This is a genomic window from Microbacterium sp. NPDC058389 (genome assembly GCF_042722305.1).
GTDB lineage: Bacteria > Actinomycetota > Actinomycetes > Actinomycetales > Microbacteriaceae > Microbacterium.
In genome coordinates this window covers 147101-164983 of record NZ_JBHXJQ010000008.1, presented here as the reverse complement: position 1 = coordinate 164983, position 17883 = coordinate 147101, and the positions used below count along the sequence as shown (strand labels likewise).

Here is a 17883-nt window from a genome sequence, read left to right as displayed (position 1 = left end):
TGCCGGCACCGCGAAGCCCAGCTCGGAAGCTCGGCCGGCCACGGCGCGAAGGGATCCCCCTGCCGCAGCTGCCGCCTCCCCTGCTAGCATCGCCCTCGTCGCGCTCCCCAGGCCGTGTGAGTGCGGACGGGGAGCAACCGTGGCTGTGCTGCTGAGTTCCACTGTCGATGGCTGATCAGTCCATCGGCGTCGAAGGTGCGGTCGCCGCGCTGGTCGGGCGGGCGATCGACGCGATGACGCGCGCCCTGACTGATCGGGCGCGACTCGATCAGCTCGTGAGCACGGCGGGGTTGACGGGGGATGCGGCGTCCACCGCCATCGACGCGCTCGAGCAGGCCGCCGCCAGCGTGACCGATCTGCAGCAGGTCGTGGACCGTGTGATCGCGCTGCTCGCGTCGGGGCGTCCGGATCCCGTGCGACTGCTGGGCCCGGCGAAGGACGCGTGGGAGGGTTTCACCGACCTGCTCTCGACGCTGGGCGACATCGAGCTGCCGGACGTCCCCGCAGGAGCGCCGCCGGTCCCCGGCATCCCGAAGGTCGAGAGTGTCGGTGACGTGCTCGAACTCGCCCTCGCGCAAGCGCTCGACGATGTGGTGCGCGACCTCAACGGCGCATCGTGGGCGTTCCTGCGCACGCTCGGCGTGATCGATCCGCTGCGATCCCCGATCGCGACGCTCGAAGGTCTCGTCTCGAAGGGTCTGGGGTGGCTGCGGGAGCAATACGCGCAGGTGCGGCGCTCGACGGACATCCTCGTCGCAGGGGTGCTCACCGGCCCCCGTGTCACGAGCGTCGTGTCGGTGCCGCTCGACGACGCGGTCGTCGTTCCTGCGGACGTCCTCGCCAAGGTCGACGGGACGCCGATCGTCTGGCAGCGCTTCGTCGTGCGGATCGCCGCCGACACGTTCGACGACCCGCACCCGATCACGATCGACCTGCTCGGAACCCGGACCGCCCCGCCGACGTTCTCGGCCGTCGTCCTGCGCACGCCGGGCATCGCCGGCGGCCGGCTCGCGCTCGGGAGATCGGCAGGCATCCGCGTGACGGGCGCCGACGAGGTCGGCCTCGTGATCACGTCGAAGAGCGTCGAGCCGCTGTCGGGCGCTCCGACCGTGACCCTCGACGCGAAGCTGCCCGCGGGCTTCACGTTCGGAACCCAGGGATCGATGCGGCTGATCGTCGCCGACCCCGTGTTCGAGGTCGGTGTCGACGGGGCCAGCAGGACCTACTCGCTGCGTGCCGGGTATCGCACGTTCGAGGCATCCGTGCCGTCGACGGCCTTCGGCTCGGTGCTGGCCATGGTGCTGCCGTTGTCGGGCATCACGCTGCGCGGGTCGTTCGTGTTCGTCCTCGATGAGGGAGGCGTGCACCTGGAGGGCGGCGTGGGCCTCACCGTCACCTACCCCGACGTCGTGCGTCTCGCCGGTGCGGCGGTGCGGGATCTCACGACCGGCATCGAGATCGGAGGGACGGATGCCTCGTCCCTCGGGCTCTCAGCCTCGGGCACGGTGAGCGCGAAGCTGGGGCCACTGGCCGCGACCGTCGCCGGTCTCGGGGTCACCGTGCGGGCGAGGATCACCACCGACGGGTCCGGCAACCTCGGAGTGCTGAACCTCGAGCCCCTGGAGCTCGCGCCCATCACCGGGATCGGGCTGGCGATCGACACACCCCTGATCCGCGGCGGAGGGTTCCTCGAGCTGAAGGACGGCGAGGCGCGCGGCGCTCTCGAACTCGCACTGCGGCTCGGATCCGTCGAGCTGACCGTGCAGGCTTTCGGCGTGTTCACGACGGTCGACGGTGCGCTGTCGTTCGTCGTGGTCATCACGGCCCAGTTCACCCCCGCCATCGAACTGTTCCTCGGGCTGACGCTCAACGGCGTCGGCGGGGTGTTCGGCGTCAACCGCGGCATCGACCAGGAGCAGCTCAAGGAGCTGGTGCGCTCGGGCCGGATCGACGACATCCTGTTCCCGCGTGATCTGATCGCCCGCGCACCCGAGGTGATCCAGGCCGTGAAGGCCGTGTTCCCGGCACAGCGCGACCAGTTCGTGATCGGACCGATCCTCAAGCTCGGGTGGGGGCGGCCCGTCTCGTTCGTGACGGTCACAGTGGGGCTCGTCTTCTCGCTGCCACGACCGGCGGTCTTCGCCATCGTCGGCACGTTGCGCGTCTCGCTGCCGACGCCCGACGCGGCGGTCATCGACATCAACGCACAGTTCGCGGGCGCCATCGACTTCACCAACGGCGACGTGTTCTTCATGGCCTCGCTCGTGCGTTCGCGCATCGGATTCTTCGAGGTGAGCGGCGACCTCGCGCTGCAGGCCGGGTCGAAGGACTTCGTGTTCACGGCGGGCGGCTACCACCCCTCGTACACCGGTCCGAAGATCCCCGGCGAGATCCGCCGGCTCGCGATCCAGCTGTCCCCGTCACCGATCCTGACGATCCGCGCCGAGGCGTACTTCGCCCTCACCGCGTCGACGGTGCAGTTCGGCGGCGGTCTGTACGTGCGGGCGAAGCTCGGCCCTATCGGCGCGCGCGGGTCTCTCACCGCAGACGTGCTCATCCAGACGTCGCCGCGCTTCAGCTTCATCGCACAGCTGCACGGCTCCTTCGCGCTCACCTATTCGGGCGAAGACATCCTCACCGCCGAGCTCGACGTCCTGCTGGAGGGCCCCGACCGCTGGCACGCCCGAGCTCGGGCATCCATCACGTTCCTCTGCTTCTCGGTGTCGGGGACCCTCGAGCTCGAATGGGGATCGAAGGAGGCCGCACTCACCGCCGGGCCTCCCGTCGACGTCGCCGAAGCGGTGCGCACCGCGCTGCGCGGGCCCAAGCCGGAGGAGCCGAAGCCGTGGCCCATCGGCGCCCCGACCGTGACGTCAGGCGTTCTCATGCGTGACGGCGCACCCCAACTGCACCCGCTCGGCTTCGTGAGGATCAGTCAGACGGTCGCCCCGGTCAACACGGAGCTCGCCCGCTTCGGCACGAATCCCATCGCCGGGCCGACGAACATCTCGTTCGCGGCCGGCGCGACCCTCGCCCAGCGCCCGGTCGAGGAGCTGTTCGCCCCCGCCCAGTACTTCTCGCTGTCCGACGACGAGCGGCTGTCGCGGCCCGCGTTCGTTCCCATGAGCGCCGGAGTGATCGTCGAGGACCCCGCCTGGCGGGTGAAGGACGCCCGGCAGGTGACGGTGACGTACGAGGAGGACCTCGGCGCCGAGACCCCGGAGCCGGGTCGGCCGAAGCGCCTGTTCGAACTCGATGAGGAGATGCTGGTGTGGGCCAACGCCGGGTCCGTCGGCGCCGTGCACGAGGCGGCCGCGGCGGCCGCGGCATCCGTCGGCATCCACGTGCGGGAATCGGCATACACAGTCGCCACCGCCGATGCGGGGCCCGTCGGCGGTGCGCCCCTCGCGGCGGCGGACGTCGTCGGCGTCCGCTCGCTGCTCGGCGGCGGGCAGACGGTCTTCGCCGACTATGAGGCGGTTCTCATGGGACGGGCGGCCCCGGCATGACCTCCGCCCAGTACACCTTCGCCTCTCACGCCGTGCGGGGCTTCGCCCCCGTGGACGGCGCCCTGGCATCGATCGAGGTCGTCGTCGCGGGGCAGCCGCTCCAGCAGAAGGTCGAGATGCTCACCGCGGCCGAGGTCACCGGCATCGCCGAACGGGAGTTCATCCGCGACTGGCCGCGCGACGGCTCTCGCGACGCATCGCCGAACTATCTGGCGATCTCGGAACTCGACTCCCCCGAGATCCCGTGGCTGTTCAGCCCTCCCGCGATGGGCGACAGGATCGACCCCTGGATCATGCTCGTCGTGATCGACCTCGACGAGCACGGGACGACGCATCCGCTCGATCGCAGCACCCGCCCGCCCCGGCTGACCGTGCCGGCCTCCGAACTGCCGGATCCGACCACGGCGTGGATGTGGGCGCACGTGCAGCTGCTCGGGGCCGACACGAGCCCGGGCGACCCGGCACGTTCGCTGGCGCGACTGATCTGCCCCCGACGGCTCCTCCCCGACCGTCGCTGGCTCGCGTGCGTCGTGCCGACGCTGAAGGCCGCGAGCGTGTCGGCCCTGGGTGACGCCGAGGGCGCGAGGGCGCTGCGAGGTAGCCGCGAGCCGGCCTGGCAGGCAGGCGTCGCCGCCTCGGTCACGCTGCCCGTCTACCACTCGTTCGAGTTCGCGACCGGCCCTGCAGGCGACTTCGAGAAGCTGGTGCAGGCGCTGCGCGGCATCAGCCTGCCTCCGGGCATGGGCAGCCGCAGACTGCGGCTCTCGTCGCCCTCGAACGGGGTCGGGATGCCGCAGCCCGGCGGCGACGACGTGATCGTGCACGGCGCGCTGCGGCCCGTGGGAGAGAAGACCGCGCCGCTCGCCCCGATCGTCGGAGAGGACTACATCACCCGCCTCGTGGGACGTCTGACCGACGCCGGGTTCGACACGACGCTGGTCACCGCCCCTGAGCCCGGCGCAGCGCCACCCGACGCGCCGGACCCGCGCGACCTCGCGGACGAGCTTGTGCCGCCCGACGACCCGCCGCGCGTGGGTCCACCCGTCTACGGCCAGCTCGCGGTCGGGCCCGAGGCCACAGCGTCGGCGCTCAGGACCCCTGCGGTGCCCCCGTGGCTGGCCGAGGCCAACCTCGATCCCCGCCTGCGGGTGGCGGCAGGGCTCGGCGCACGCGTTGCTCGCGACCGCCAGGAGCACCTCATGGAGGAGGCTTGGCGTCAGGTGGGCGATGTGCTCGCCGCGAACCGGCTGCGCCGGCGGGGCGAGTACGCCGTGGGCACGAGCCTCAGCCTCTATCGGCGATGGCTGACGAAGCTCGACCCCAGCACCCTCATCATGACGGCCGCACCGGTGCTGACGAAGATCGCGGCGTCGGAATCGCTGACCGTGCGCGGAGCCCTCGACACGAGCGCCCTGACCTTCTCGGGGGCGTCCGTCGAACTGCGCCGCCACACACGTCGGCAGGGACTGCTCGGCGCGAAGGGACTGGGCGTGCACGTCACGGTGCCGGCCGTCGCCGCCGTGTCGGCAAGGTCGACCCCGTTCACCACGCGGCTTCCCGCCGACGGCATCGACGTCTTCGCCGCACCGAGCGGAGTGTGGGACGCGGGGCGCCTCCGAGGCATCCTCGACGCCCTCGTTCCGCAGTACGGCGGCGTGCAGCTCGACTCGGCCGCAGTGACCGAGCGATTGGATGCCTTCACCGCCGGCTTCACCGCGTTCGAGCCGCCGACGGGCGAGGAGGTCGCGGTCCTCGCCACGCAGGCGGTGATGGACCTCGATCGCACGATGACGCGGATCGGATTGCTGCCGCTCGCGGACGTGGCGGCAGCGGTGCTCCCGGCCGCTCCGCCCGAGCCACCGCCGGTCGAACGGCCGCCCGACAGGCCGCCGCGCCGGAGGGGCCGCGAGGGTCCGGTCGTGATCGGGCCGTTCGAGCACCTCGACCGCGGCGTCGAGCGAGTCGAAGGCATCGAAGGCATCGAAGGCATCGAGATCCGGCGGCAACCCGGCCGAATCGGCAGGGCGGTCGAGGGTGTCGAGGGGATCGAGATCGCCGGAGGTCTTCTCGATCAGATCCGGCTCCAGCAGGAGCGGGTCTCGCGCGCGGCCGTCCTCGTCCAGGGTGGCGGGGGCAGGCTCGAATGGCGACGCGCCGGCGAAGACACGCCGATCGACGTGGCGGCAGCGGGCGTGCTCATCGAGGCGCAGGCGACCTGGGCGTCGCGGCTCAACGCCGTGGGCGCAGCATCCGACGCCCTCTCGTATCTCGCGGCCGATCCGGGGCTCGTCACGGTGACAGACGGTCGGATGACGATCGACACGGCTGCCGTCTCGAGGCAGAAGTACCTGGGCGAAGCGGCGACGACGATCGAGCGCGGTCTGTTCGACGCGGTGGTCGAGGGCACTCACCTGACCGAGCCCGTGGTCCCGATCGCGTTCGGCATCGACGACGCCCGCGCAGGGGTCGTGCGCGACGAGATCATCGCCGCCGGACGGCGCGCGGCCGACAGCATCCTGCGTCCGGACCTCGTCGGCGACGACGTCAGACCGTCGCTGGCGGGCGGCATCGCAGCCCTGCACGCGAGTGTGCTCACCGCGCTCGACCCGCTGCGCACCCTGCCGATCGCGATCAACTCGCGGATCGCCGCCCTCGACGCCGTGCAGGCGGCCGCCTTCTCCGACATCCAGGCGGCCCCCGATCTGTCGGAGCCGACCTACGACGGTCTCGCAAAGATCTCGGACGACTGGATCCTCCCCGGCATCGACCGCATGGAATCCAACCGCACCACCCTGGTCGGCGCGAACCGGGAGTTCATCAGCGCGTTCCTCGTCGGAATGAACCACGAGATCGCCCGCGAGCTGCTGTGGCGGGAGTACCCCACCGACCAGCGCGGCACCTACGCGCGCCAGTTCTGGTCGCACCCCCTGCGCCGCCGGCCCGACGGCAGCATCGACCGCGCGGCGCTGCACGATCTGAAGAAGACGCTCGGCGCAGCATCCCGGTTCGACTCGCTCGCCTCGCTCGCGGTCGTGACGCCTGTCAGCACCCCGGAGCAGGCCGCGCAGGTCGCGGGTGAGGATCCGCTCGTGCTCGTCGTCAAGGGCGACCTCGTGCGGCGCTACCCCTCCGTGATTATCCAGGCCGGCCACACCACGGCCTCCGGGACGACCCGGACCATGGCCGGGGGCGCGATCGATCCCGACTTCCGGGGCCTGCTCGCCCCCGACGTGCTGCTGGTCGGATTCACCGGGCTGACCGAGACGCAGGTGCGGGCAGACGCAGCGAGAGGCCAGGACGCCGCGTGGTGGTTCTTCTTCTCGGAGCACTTCGGCGAGCCGCGGTTCGGGCTTGACGATTTCCGGGATCCGGCCGCTCCGCCACGCCTGCTCTCGACCTGGAACGACGCCTCGTGGAGCGACGCGGCGGGGGCGGATGCCGCGGGCGTCGTGCACCTCGGCGCGTCGAGCTTCGCCGGCCGAGACCTGTTGAAGGGCCGCGACGGCGCCGACCCGACCAGATGGGGGTGGGCGAAGGACGCCGGGCAGCAGGCGTGGATCATGCTGCAGTTCCCCTTCCGCCGGGGCCTTCCCGCGATCCAGCTGCTTCCGGAGAAGACGCCGTGAGCGGGTTGGATGCGGCTCGGCGCGCCCTCGCCGGCGCGCAGGCGGAGCTCACCGAGACGCGCTTCGCGCTCGACGCGGCGGCGGAGGCGATCGACGCTGCGCGGCTCATCGGCGATGACGCCGCGGCGGCGCGGGCCACGCGTCGCCGCACCGAACTGGTCAGACGGCACGCCGAGGCGGTCGAGACCCTGCGCGGCCGGGCGGCGGAGGTGATCGCCGGCATCGGGGCGGTGCTGCCTCCGATCGGGGTCGGAGGCGGCGATCCCGAACTCGAGGGGGTCTCAGAGGACGTGCCGATCGCGCTGCTGCCTGTGCGGCTCGAGACGCGCATCCTGGGCGGTCGCCTCAAGGTGCGCATCTACCCCGACGACGTGCACATCGACGACCACGAGCCGCTCCTGGACAAGACCGAGCTCGAGGCCGGCCGAACGTACTGGTCGTCGATCGCCGAGGGCGGCGCGGCGGCGGAAGGCGCCTGGAACGCGCTCGGCTCGACCGTCGGCGCCTACCGGGCGAAATGGGTCCGCGCCGAGACGGAGCCCGGAGCGGATGGCGCGGCCGCTGATCCGGTGCTGCGCATCGCGGGATCCCGCCCCGCGCGAGCGATGGCATTGCCGGACTTCTTCTTCGTCCGCGTGCGCACCGATCGCGGCGAGCAGGTCGTGCGCACGGGCCCGATCGCCGACACGCTCCAGGTCGGTGTCGACATGGCCGGCGAGGTCGAACAGCCCGCTGCGCCCGAAGGCGAGCCCGCCCCCGCGACCCCGACGGGGCTGCTCGACCTCGACGGGCGCATGCCCGAGGAGCTCGCGTGGCTCACCGACTTCGACGCCGCCGTGGCCGCCGGGATGGCCGTCGACGTCGATCTCAGCGGCGCGACCCGCGTCCGCGACGTCACGGTCGTCGGGACCACCATCACCACCGACGCGAAGGCCGATGCCGATACCCTCGCCGAGCTCATCCGGATCCACACGGTCACCGGCGGTGCCGCGCTCGTCCCACCGGGAACGCCGACCAACAACCTGTCGGATGTGCCCAGCGGACTGGTCTTCGCACCGGATCCCGCGCAGACGGCCCCGGCCGCGGTGGACGTGGATCCGACGACGGATGCCGCGATCCTGGCTCGCGCGCTGGGCCTGGATCCCGCCGCCCTGAGCGCCCTCCCCGGGGCCGACGGGCGTCACATCACCGCGCAGGAGGCCATGCAGCGGGCGCTCTTCCCGACGACCTGGGGTCCGTACCTGCGCGAGCTCGCGGCACCCGCGGTGGCGCCGGGCCACGTGCCGATCGTGCGCGCCCACGCCGTCGGATTCGTGCGCCCGGGCGGCCCGCTCCCGGTGCTGCGGCTGGGCCATCAGCCCTACGGCATCCTCCCGGTGCAGCCGCCGGACGCCGAGCCGCAACCCGGCGACGACGCCGTCGTGCGGTGGCTCCGGGGCTTCCTGAGACGCTCCCGCCGACTGTGGTCGTCGGGTGCGGGAGACGTGCCGGAAGGGGTCGATGTGCTCGGGCACGGTGCCTACTCCGATCGCGTGCAGCTCAGGACAGGCATCGCGATGTACAGCCAGGACCCGGCGATCTTCGGCCTCGACGACGACGACCTCGAGCGCGGCGCCATGCGGGAGAAGGACATCGTCGCCGAGCTCGGCCTGGGCGAGGCCCGCCCGATGGTGCTGCGGCAGCTGTGGGGCAAGCGGACCTCGCTGCGGCTGCCGATGTCGGCCGAGGGCGACACGACATTCACCCCCAGGACTCCCGACCCGAAGCAGGCCACGAGCGTCCTGGGTCTGCTGCTGCGCAACGCCGCGCGCCAGCTGCTCGACGATGCCGCAGACGACCTGATCGACCCTCACGTCATCGGCGGAGGCCCCGAGCTGACGGTGGAGTTCGAGAACGCGTCGCCGAGGCGGACGGTCCTGCCGGGGCTCGACGGCATCGCCGTCAGCACGAACTCGCTGATCTCGACGACCCCGTCGACACCTTTCAGCGCGAAGCTCGAGACATCCATCGACGTCGCGGGGGCCAGCCTCACCGTCGGCGAAGCGCTCGATCTCGTCATCGAGAGCCCCTTCGACGCCGCGGCGGCGGCGGTTCTCGAGAACTTCGCTGTGCCGCGCGTGTTGCGAGACCTCCTGTCGGCGATCGACGAGATCGCGCCCCTCACGGTGGAGGAGCGGGCACGGCTGACCGGGCAGGCGCTGGATGCGGCATCCCACCGCTACGACGCCTGGGTGACGTCGCTGGCGACGCGACGACTCCACGAGCTGCGCACCGACGCGCCGACCGGCGTGCAGCTCGGCGCCTGGGGCTACGTGTCGGGATTCACCGCACGGAACCTGCAGCCGGTCGCCGGCCGAGAAGACGTGTTCGAGGATCTCGACAACCGCGGCTGGCTGCTCGCGCCGACCCCGCGGCACGCCACGACCGCGGGGGTGCTGCGCGCGGCCTGGGCCGATCACGGCGGGCGCGCCGACGGCCCGTTCTCGGTGGACCTGCGCTCCGCGCGTGTGCGCGACGCCCTGGCGCTCGCGGAGGGGATGCGCGGCGGACAGCAGCTCGGCGCATTGCTCGGCTACCTCGTCGAGCGGGCACTGCACGAGGCCCATCGCACGCACGGCATCGAAGCGGACTGGGTCGTGTATCCGCTGCGGCGGGCGTTCCCGCTGCGGGTCACCTCGGCGGAGTTCCCCGACGCGTCCGTCGCCGACGAGCGATTCGTCGTCGACGGGTGGGCTCTCGTGCAGCGGGAAGCCGCATCTCCGGGCGCCGCGCGCGCCGCCGTCGACGCCGACACCGCCGCCCGCGGCGAACCGCCGGTCGACTGGGCAGAGCTGCTGCCCGTGCTGACCGCTGTGCTCGAAAGCGCCGCGGGCTCGCTCGACGCCCTCGCCGACCTCGGGGTCGCCGAGTCGATGTATCAGCTGTCGGGCGCGAACTTCGAACGTGCCGCCGCAGCCGCCGACGTCATCGGCCGCGCCGCCACCCCGCCCGATCGCTACGACGTGCCCGCGACGCCGCGCGGCGGCATCGGGATCGAGCAACGCATGCTCGTGCTGTTCGGCGCAGACGCGAGCCCCGCCGGATACGCGAGCGACACGCCCCGCGCACTCGTCGCCCCGCGCGCCGAGGCTTTCGTGGCCGCGCGCCTCGGTCCGCTCGGCGGCATCGCCGTCTGGCTCGTGGATGCTGCGGGCTTCGCGCTCGGCAGCGTCGAGGTCGCCGCGCTCGGCCTGTCGGCGCTGGACCTCGCCGCCGACGCCGCACGGCAGGACTCGCCCGTGCCGTTCCCGCTGCTCACGGCGCGCGCGGTCGCCGCCGGCCCGGCCGGGGCGACGGGCATCCGACGCGACCCGGAACAGGATGCCGCTCTCCTCAGCCTTCTGCGGCGCAGCGCGGCCTGGCACCGGGCGCTCGTCCCCGGCCGACCGCTGACCGCGTCGTCGTTCCTCGCCCGGGGCGCGCAGGAGAAGGCGCCGGTCCCCGTCCTCGCGGCCAGCGTGGAGGCACTCGCCGCCATGGTGGGCGCCGGCCCTGATCGCTGGGCCGCTTATCTCGGGATCTTCGGCGACGACGCGCCGGGCCGCATCACGGCGCGGATCGCCGCCGCTCGAGAGACGGCGGACCCCGCCGATGCCCTGCGGGCGCTGTTCGACGAACCGGTCATCGTGGAGGGCATCGTCGAGGCGGTCGATCCGGTGTGGGTCGACGCCGCGGCGGACCAGAGTTCGCTCGGACTCGCCCCGGGTGCCCTCGCCGGCTGGCTGCAGGACAGCGGGCGGGTCCGTGCGCCGCTGGCCGAGCTCGACGAGGCGATGCTGCTCGACGACCTCGCCGGGCGCGGTTCGCTGACGCTCGCCGCCGCACAGGTCCCGGTGCAGCCGTACGAGAACAGCGCCGCGCGGTCGTGGGTGAACGGCGTGCACCCCGCGCCGCTCGGCCGCATGCCCGTCACGACCGTCGTCACCGCCGGGTCAGCGCCGCTCGCGGCGGCGAGCACCGGCATCGAGCTCGACACCTGGACGGAGGTCGTGCCCGACGACACCTCGGTCGGTGCGGTCGCGGCGAACCTGCCCGCGCCGGACGCACGCGCGCCGAACACGATCCTGCTCGCCGTGCCCGGCACCGGGGCATGGACGCAGAGCCGCCTGTTCGGCGTCGTCGATGAGACCATCGCGCTGGCTGATGCGCGGCTGGTCGACCTCGATGCGGTCAAGCGCGTCCCGGCGCTGCTTCCCGCGGTGTACATCAGCGAGTTCGACGAGGACGAGGGGCACTGGGGCACGGTGGTGGGCGGACTCGACCACGACCGCGTCGCGTGGACGACCGATGCGACGAGGTGGCGGCCATGAGCGTCGGAGCACACCGTGTCGAACCCGTCAGCCGTGCGGTCGATCCCGGGCAGACGCTTGCCGCACTGGTCGCCGATCCCCTGTGGATGCTCGCCTCGCAGCGGCGGCTGGGCGAGCTCGACGGCGAAGATGCCGGCAGCCCGGTGCGCGTCTCGTTCTCCGTCGCCGCGGTGCCGATCGACGGATGGTCTGCGGGCCTCGACACCGCCGAGCGCTACGATCCCCGCTCGCAGGTGCTCGAAGCACTCGTCACAGGAGAGCCGTCCGGCCCGGCGGTGAGCGTGCGCGACCGGATCGACGCCGGACGCCGGCTCGCGGCATCCCTCCCCGCCGACGTCGTCGACGCACTGCGCGCGCACTTCCCGCTCGATGCATCCGGCGTCGGCGACCCGCTCCTGCGTACGGCGGGCACCCGATTCCCGGATGGCGTCGAGGTCGCGCGCGAGGCGGCGAAGCGATCCGCGGATGCCGCGTCCCTGGGACTCTCCGCGGCCCAGTGGACGACATCCCGCCCGGCTCTCGCGTCCTTCGCCCGCTGGTGCACCACGACCTTCGGACTCGGCGCCCCCACCTGGCACGCCGAGCGCCTCGAGCGGCGGTTCGAGCTGCTCTCGGGCGACACGCCGGTGCTGCGGGCGCCCGCGCACACGAGGGAGGAGATCGATGTCGCGGACCTCGAGCTCACCGCCGAAGGCGTGCAGCTCGCGGATGCCGCGGTCGCCGAGGGCGAGGCATCCGTTCTTCGCATCCCGACCGTGATCCGCTTCCCAGGGATGCCGAACGATCGGTACTGGGAGTTCGAGGACGCCCGCATCTCGCTCGCCAGGATCGACGCGGCGACCCACGACCTGGCCCGACTCGCCCTGGTGGAGTTCTCGACCGTGTACGGCAACGACTGGTTCACGTTCCCGGCCTCGATCCGCCCGGGCACGATCGCGCGCGTGGTCGACCTCGTGTCCGTCGACACGTTCGGCCAGCAGCAGCTCATCGCGCCGGCCGCCCTGGACGCGTGGGCGCTCTACACGCCAAGTGGACCGGGCACCACACGCGCTCGACTTGTCGTGCCCGCCACCACCCCGGCGACGGTCACCGGCCCGGTGGTGGAGGACGTCGCCTTCGTCCGCGACGAGAACGCGAACCTCGTCTGGGGGCTCGAACGCGTCGTCACCGATGCCGCAGGCGATGTCCACGACCTCGTCGGCGAGTACGCCGCGGCCGTCCGCGACGCCGCGGCCCTGCCCGCCGACGCTGAGCTCGTGTATCGGCTCATGACCGACGTCCCCGAGCACTGGATCCCGTTCCTCCCCGTGCAGCTGCGTGACCGTCGCTCGGTCGCGCTGGTCGAAGCCGTGCTGCCGCGATCGATCGACGGCGAGGAGGAGGTCGTGGTGGAGCCGCGCTCGAGCGTGCTCCAGGAGCTTCGACACCACGCCCTGCACGAAGAGGAGGTGCCGCGCGCCGGCGTGGTCGTGCGGCGACGGTGGCAGCTCGGCCGCTCGGCTGACGGAGGTCGCCACACGTGGACGGCGCGGTCCGTGTCCACGGGGCGCGGCGAGGGCGCGAGCGGCCTCGAGTTCGACATCGCCGTGGAGGTGGAGCGCTGATGGCGGCGATCGTGTTCCTCATCGGCACCGACGGAGCCTCACCCAACGCCTTCTACGCGAAGGCGAAGGCCTACTTCCGCTCGGTCGGCGTGCCCGAGTCCGATGTCCTTCCTCCTCCTGCGGGCCGCACGGTCTGGAGCATCGAGGGGATCCTGCTCGCACTCACCAAGCTCGCCACCGCGGGCAAGGTGTACTCCGAGATCGGGATCGTTTCGCACGCGAGCACCTTCGGGCTGTCGGCGCCGTTGCGCGAAGCCGATGACCAGGGCACAATGGCCCTCGCCGCCGATCTCCAGAGCACCCTCACGCAGCGCAAGGCGGGCACCGCCGGAGCTCTGGCCGCCGCGAGCGCGGCGGCCGTGGGCGCGCACAGCGACATCGTGATCTACGGCTGCGAGGTCGGGCGCGACCCGAACTACCTGAGCCTGCTCGCCGCGGTGTTCGGCTCACCGCACAGCATCGCCGCACCGCTGCGGATGGCGATCTTCGGCGAAGAGGCCGGGAAGCCGACCCACCGCCTTGCGCGGTCGTGGAGCATCCCCTGGAAGGGCGACATCCGCAAGACCACGGAATGGGCCGCCGCCCGCAAGAAGTTCACCGAGGACGCGAGCCCGAAGTACGAGCCCGACGTCGTGCCGGGGCTGGGGCGGGGCGACTACATCGCGGCCGCGGCCGCAGCCGAAGCAGACATCAAGAAGCCGATCTTCTTCTGGAACGACGCCATCCCCCTGCACTTCCGCGGGCGGAAGTCCGCGGCCCGGCCGGAGCTCGCCACCGGCGACGACGTGAGCGTGTCGACGACGCTCATCGACGGAGACTTCCGGGACACCGACGCCGGCGGTGCGCGCATCTGCAACCTCGCGCTGCTGATCAAGGTGCTGCCCGACGCGGTGTCGCCCACCAACCCCGCTCAGTACGCACGACAGGTGTTCGCCGCCACGGCGACCCCCGCGACCGGCCCGCAGCCCGCCGGTGGCGGCGGCGGAGGCGGCGGTGGCGGAGGCGGCGGCGGCGGTGCGCAGACCGGGCTCATCGAACGGGCGGTGGATGCCGTCGTCGCGGCCGGGGTGCCCCGTCAGGCGATCGACGATCTGCTCGCGGCGGCCGCACCCGACCCACCCGCCGACGCCGACCCCGCTGACGCCGAAGCGCTGGCGCAGGCGGAGGCCGACGAGCCCTCGGACGACGGCCCTGCCGCGCTGCTCGAGCTTCCGGTGGCCCCGGCATGAACGTCGTCGTGCTCACCGTCGTCAACCGGCACAGCGAACTGCTCACGGGAGGCTGGAGCACGTCCGTCGACGACGCGATCACCCTGCTGCCGCGCGAAGGCGCGCCGGCATTCCAGATCGCCGACGGCACGACGACGGTCGAGGTGGCGGTCACTCCCGACAGCGATCGATACTTCGGCGGCACCGTCACGCTGACGGTCGACCCCGACGGCACGCCGGAGATCACCGACGACGACGGTCTCCTCTGGGCGACCATCCGCACCGAGGGCACGGCCGACGCGCGGATCTCGTCGCTGATCGTCGCGGTCTCGCGACTGCGTCTGGCCACCCGGGACATGACCGCGGCGCTGCACCGCATCGTCACGGCCAAGCACGGTGACCGCGAGCCGACTCCGCAGTGGCTGGTCCCGTGGCTGCCGCCCGAGGCCGACACGATGACGCTCGCCCCGCGAGAGAACGTGCACTTCATCGACGCGGAGACTCCGATCGCCGATGGCCTCGTGAAGTTCTCCGCGCCGAAGACCGCTTCCGTCGCCGGGGACACGTTCATCGTCGAGGTCGCGGGGGTCCGCGCACCACGCGCGATCGCCGTGAGCTGGCCCACCGCCGTGCCGCGCGACGAGCCTGCGCCCATGCTCCTCTACTACCGCCCCGGATGCGGCCAGAACGTGCAGCACGGGTACTACGTCGCGCCGGGTCTCGAGCCCTACCCCTGGGCGTTCGACTACGCCTTCTTCGGGATGCTTCAGCAGCTCTGGTATCTGCAGGACCCGTTGGTCGGCTACTCGGACGTCGGCGTGCCCTATCAGCTCGCCGAGAGCGGCAGGAACGTGGTGACGGTGCTGCCGTGCAACTCCGTCGGCCCCGAGTTCGGCTCGTTCACCGATCCCGCGAGCGTGCTGGAGGTCCTCGGCGAGATCCAGGCGTTCGCGGCGGCCGCCCAAGGCCTCCAGCCGGCCGAGAAGATCGGGCGGGTCGCCCTCGGCGCCTTCAGCTCCGGCAACGGGTTCGTCTCTCGTCTGTTCTCCGGCGGGCGCGGGCAGCGGCATCCCCTCCTCACCGACCACATCCGCGAGGTCTACATGTTCGACCCGCCGAACGACGTGGCCGAGGGACTCCTCAACGGGGTGCTGGCATGGGCCCGGCCGCTCGGGGCGGATGCGAAGGTGCGCTGGTACAGTCGCGGGCTGTCGCCCCATCACGCGCGACTCATCGGCAAGGCGACGCCCGGCGCGGGACCGTATGTCGTGGACTCCTCGGACGGGGCGCGATCGGCGGGCTCCATCGATCCGTCGCAATGGCAGCGATCGATCGCGAAGGCCTCGGGCATTCCCAGCCCCCGTGCGCTCGAGTGGGACGACGCCCATGCCCTCATCGCCGCGTTCCTGCTGACACACGCGATGAAGCGCAGCGGATTCTGATCCGCGGTCGGGCCGTGGTCGAACGGACTCCGCGCCCGCCTAGCCCGCCGCCTTCCAAAGGATCTGGCGCACGGGCCCGTCCTGCGCCGCCCTCGCAACGAACTCGTACGAGTCCCGCACGATCTGCTCCAGCACTCCCAGATCCACCTCGTCGAGCCGCCGGATGTACACGCAGTACCCCGTCAAGGTGTGCCGCCCCAGGCGCTCCAGCAGCGCGGCGTGGCGCGCCGTGCCGTCCATCAGGTAGACCGTGAACTTGCCCTTGCGCGGGTAGAACCCGATCGTGTGGCCGTCGCCCTCTCGGCCGGTGTCGTACATGTAGTGGTACGTGCCGAAGCCGATGGTGCCCACATTCCACAGCGCCGGCTCCTGCCCGGTCACCCGCCGCATCATCGCGATCAAGGCCCGGCTGTCAGCGAGCGTGGACTCATCCAGCGTCGCCAGATAGTCGTCGACCGAGCGATCAGGCTCTTCGGTCATCGCACGCCCTCCAGAATCGGACGCTCCCACAGTAGGCCGACGCGCCCGATCCCGGAAGGGCCTCACGGGTACTGCGGCTTGCCGCCCTTCCACCCCACCGGGTACCGCACGCACGGGCCGCTCGTCGCATCGGTGATACCGGCGGCGTAGTTGCCGGGCGTCGAGTAGACGCCGTACGGGTCGTAGAAGTAGAACCGGCCGTCGGTGTCGCGGCGCGTCCAGAAGATGTGCAGGTGCGTGTTGGGTCCGCCGCTGCCCCGCTTGCCACCGGGGCCGGTGTTGCCGGCCCATGCGATCTGCTGACCGCGCGAGACCTGCTGCCCCACCGAGACCGGGATCGTCTCGGCGTTCGTGCCCCAGTGCGCGGCATCCAGGTTGCGGGTCGCGGGGTCCTTCGTGTTGCCGGTGTCGAGCAGGTGCGTCTGGTAGTCGGCGAGGTCGGATGCCGTGATCCAGGTCGCCGTCATCGTGTCGTTCCAGGCGGCATCCGCGTCGTGATCGGCGCCGTCGCGCAGGTGCATGTAGATCGTGCGGTACGCGTCGGATCGGCCGTTCACGTCGTGGCTGATGATGACGGTGTTGCCCGACCACTGGTCCCACCCGACGTGGATGACCTCGCCGGCGGCGGATGCCTTCACCTCGAAGGTCGCGTCGCCCTGCGAGTAGTCCCCGGCGTGGTGCCAGCCGCCGTCGCCGTAGCGCCAGATGCCGTTGCGGGTGACGTCGCTGTCGGTGAACGGGAGCGTCAGGAAAGGCTCGACGGCCTCCAGGTGACTCAGCCGCGCGAAGCGCGTCGCACCCGTCGTGTCCTGCACCGGCCAGTGGTACACGTCGGCGTGCCCCGTGACCGCGTAGTTGTATTCCCCGGTCGGCATGACCACCTGGTTGAGAGCGTCGGCGGAGCAGGGATGCTTCGCCCCGGCCGTGTCGACGAGCCGCAGGCCCTGCTGCGACCACTCGTGCCAGCGGGCGGTGAAGCTCTCCCAGTCCTGCCCGGCCCACAGGCCGTGACCGCCCTGCCCGGGACGATACGCGCCGACCCACATGCGGGTGCGACCCTGCGGGAAGGTGTCGATGCTGACGAGACGCAGCCCCTGCCGCGTGAGTTCCTTCCACTTCGCCTCGAAGCTCTGCCAGGGCGACGCCCACAGCGCGTGGCCACCGCTGCCGGCGCGGAACACCCCGGCATACTGCGGCGCACCGCCGATCATCGCGGCCGAGATGCTCACCAGTCGCAGGCCCTGGTTCGACAGCTCCTTCCACTTCGCCTCGAAGCTGTCCCAGCCGGCGACCCACAGCGCATGGCCATCGGTCCCGGGCAGGAAGGCACCGGCGTACATCGCCGTGCCACCGACCTCGTAGACCGCGATGCTCACGAGCCGCAGCCCCTGGTTCGACAGCTCCTTCCACTTCGCCTCGAAGCTGCCCCAGTTCGAGACCCACAGCGCGTGACCACCCGTTCCCGCCCGGTACGTGCCGATGAACTGCGGCACGTCACGTTCGACCGACACCGAGATGCTGTGGAGGCGGAGCCCGTTCCTCGCGAGCTCTTTCCACTTCGCCTCGAAGCTCTCCCACCCCGCTGCCCACAGCGCGTGTCCGTCTGTTCCGGGAAGGAAGATCCCGGTGTATTCGCGAGTCATCTCGCACCCCCGTTCGTGAGGC

Annotated in this window: 8 protein-coding genes; 6 read left to right on the top strand and 2 right to left on the bottom strand. The window is 71.8% G+C overall.

Translation table 11 applies throughout. The features are described from left to right. Nucleotides 1–167: 167 nt before the first annotated feature. The 6 genes from ACFWJ8_RS13000 to ACFWJ8_RS12975 are packed head-to-tail and all read left to right on the top strand — an operon-like array spanning nt 168 to nt 15738. Entirely contained in the window at nt 168–3509 is a 3342-nt protein-coding gene (locus ACFWJ8_RS13000; RefSeq protein ID WP_378811962.1) for a DUF6603 domain-containing protein, read from the top strand. Further along, nucleotides 3506–7135, top strand: coding sequence for a hypothetical protein (locus tag ACFWJ8_RS12995; RefSeq protein ID WP_378811959.1), 3630 nt, complete (start codon nt 3506–3508; stop codon nt 7133–7135). Before ACFWJ8_RS13000 ends, ACFWJ8_RS12995 begins: the two co-directional genes overlap by 4 nt. Then, nucleotides 7132–11484 carry a hypothetical protein gene (locus ACFWJ8_RS12990; protein ID WP_378811956.1) on the top strand — a complete coding sequence of 1451 codons (4353 nt, stop codon included), beginning with the start codon at nt 7132–7134 and terminating at the stop codon, nt 11482–11484. The genes ACFWJ8_RS12995 and ACFWJ8_RS12990 overlap by 4 nt, the downstream gene beginning before the upstream one ends. Beyond that, a complete protein-coding gene (locus ACFWJ8_RS12985) occupies nt 11481–13088 on the top strand; it encodes a hypothetical protein (RefSeq protein WP_378811953.1) in 1608 nt (535 codons plus the stop codon). The genes ACFWJ8_RS12990 and ACFWJ8_RS12985 overlap by 4 nt, the downstream gene beginning before the upstream one ends. After that, nucleotides 13088–14317 (top strand): hypothetical protein, encoded by a 1230-nt coding sequence (locus ACFWJ8_RS12980; RefSeq protein ID WP_378811950.1) that lies wholly within the window; start codon nt 13088–13090, stop codon nt 14315–14317. Before ACFWJ8_RS12985 ends, ACFWJ8_RS12980 begins: the two co-directional genes overlap by 1 nt. Beyond that, complete coding sequence (locus ACFWJ8_RS12975; RefSeq protein ID WP_378811947.1) at nt 14314–15738, top strand: hypothetical protein; 1425 nt, start codon at nt 14314–14316, stop codon at nt 15736–15738. The genes ACFWJ8_RS12980 and ACFWJ8_RS12975 overlap by 4 nt, the downstream gene beginning before the upstream one ends. 39 nt (nt 15739–15777) lie before the next feature. On the opposite strand, the gene ACFWJ8_RS12970 is transcribed toward ACFWJ8_RS12975, so the two are convergent. Beyond that, nucleotides 15778–16218, bottom strand: a complete 441-nt coding sequence (locus tag ACFWJ8_RS12970) for a DUF1801 domain-containing protein (protein WP_378811945.1) — start codon at nt 16216–16218, stop codon at nt 15778–15780. 62 nt (nt 16219–16280) lie between these two features. Then, a complete protein-coding gene (locus ACFWJ8_RS12965) occupies nt 16281–17861 on the bottom strand; it encodes a hypothetical protein (RefSeq protein ID WP_378811943.1) in 1581 nt (526 codons plus the stop codon). Nucleotides 17862–17883: the final 22 nt, after the last annotated feature.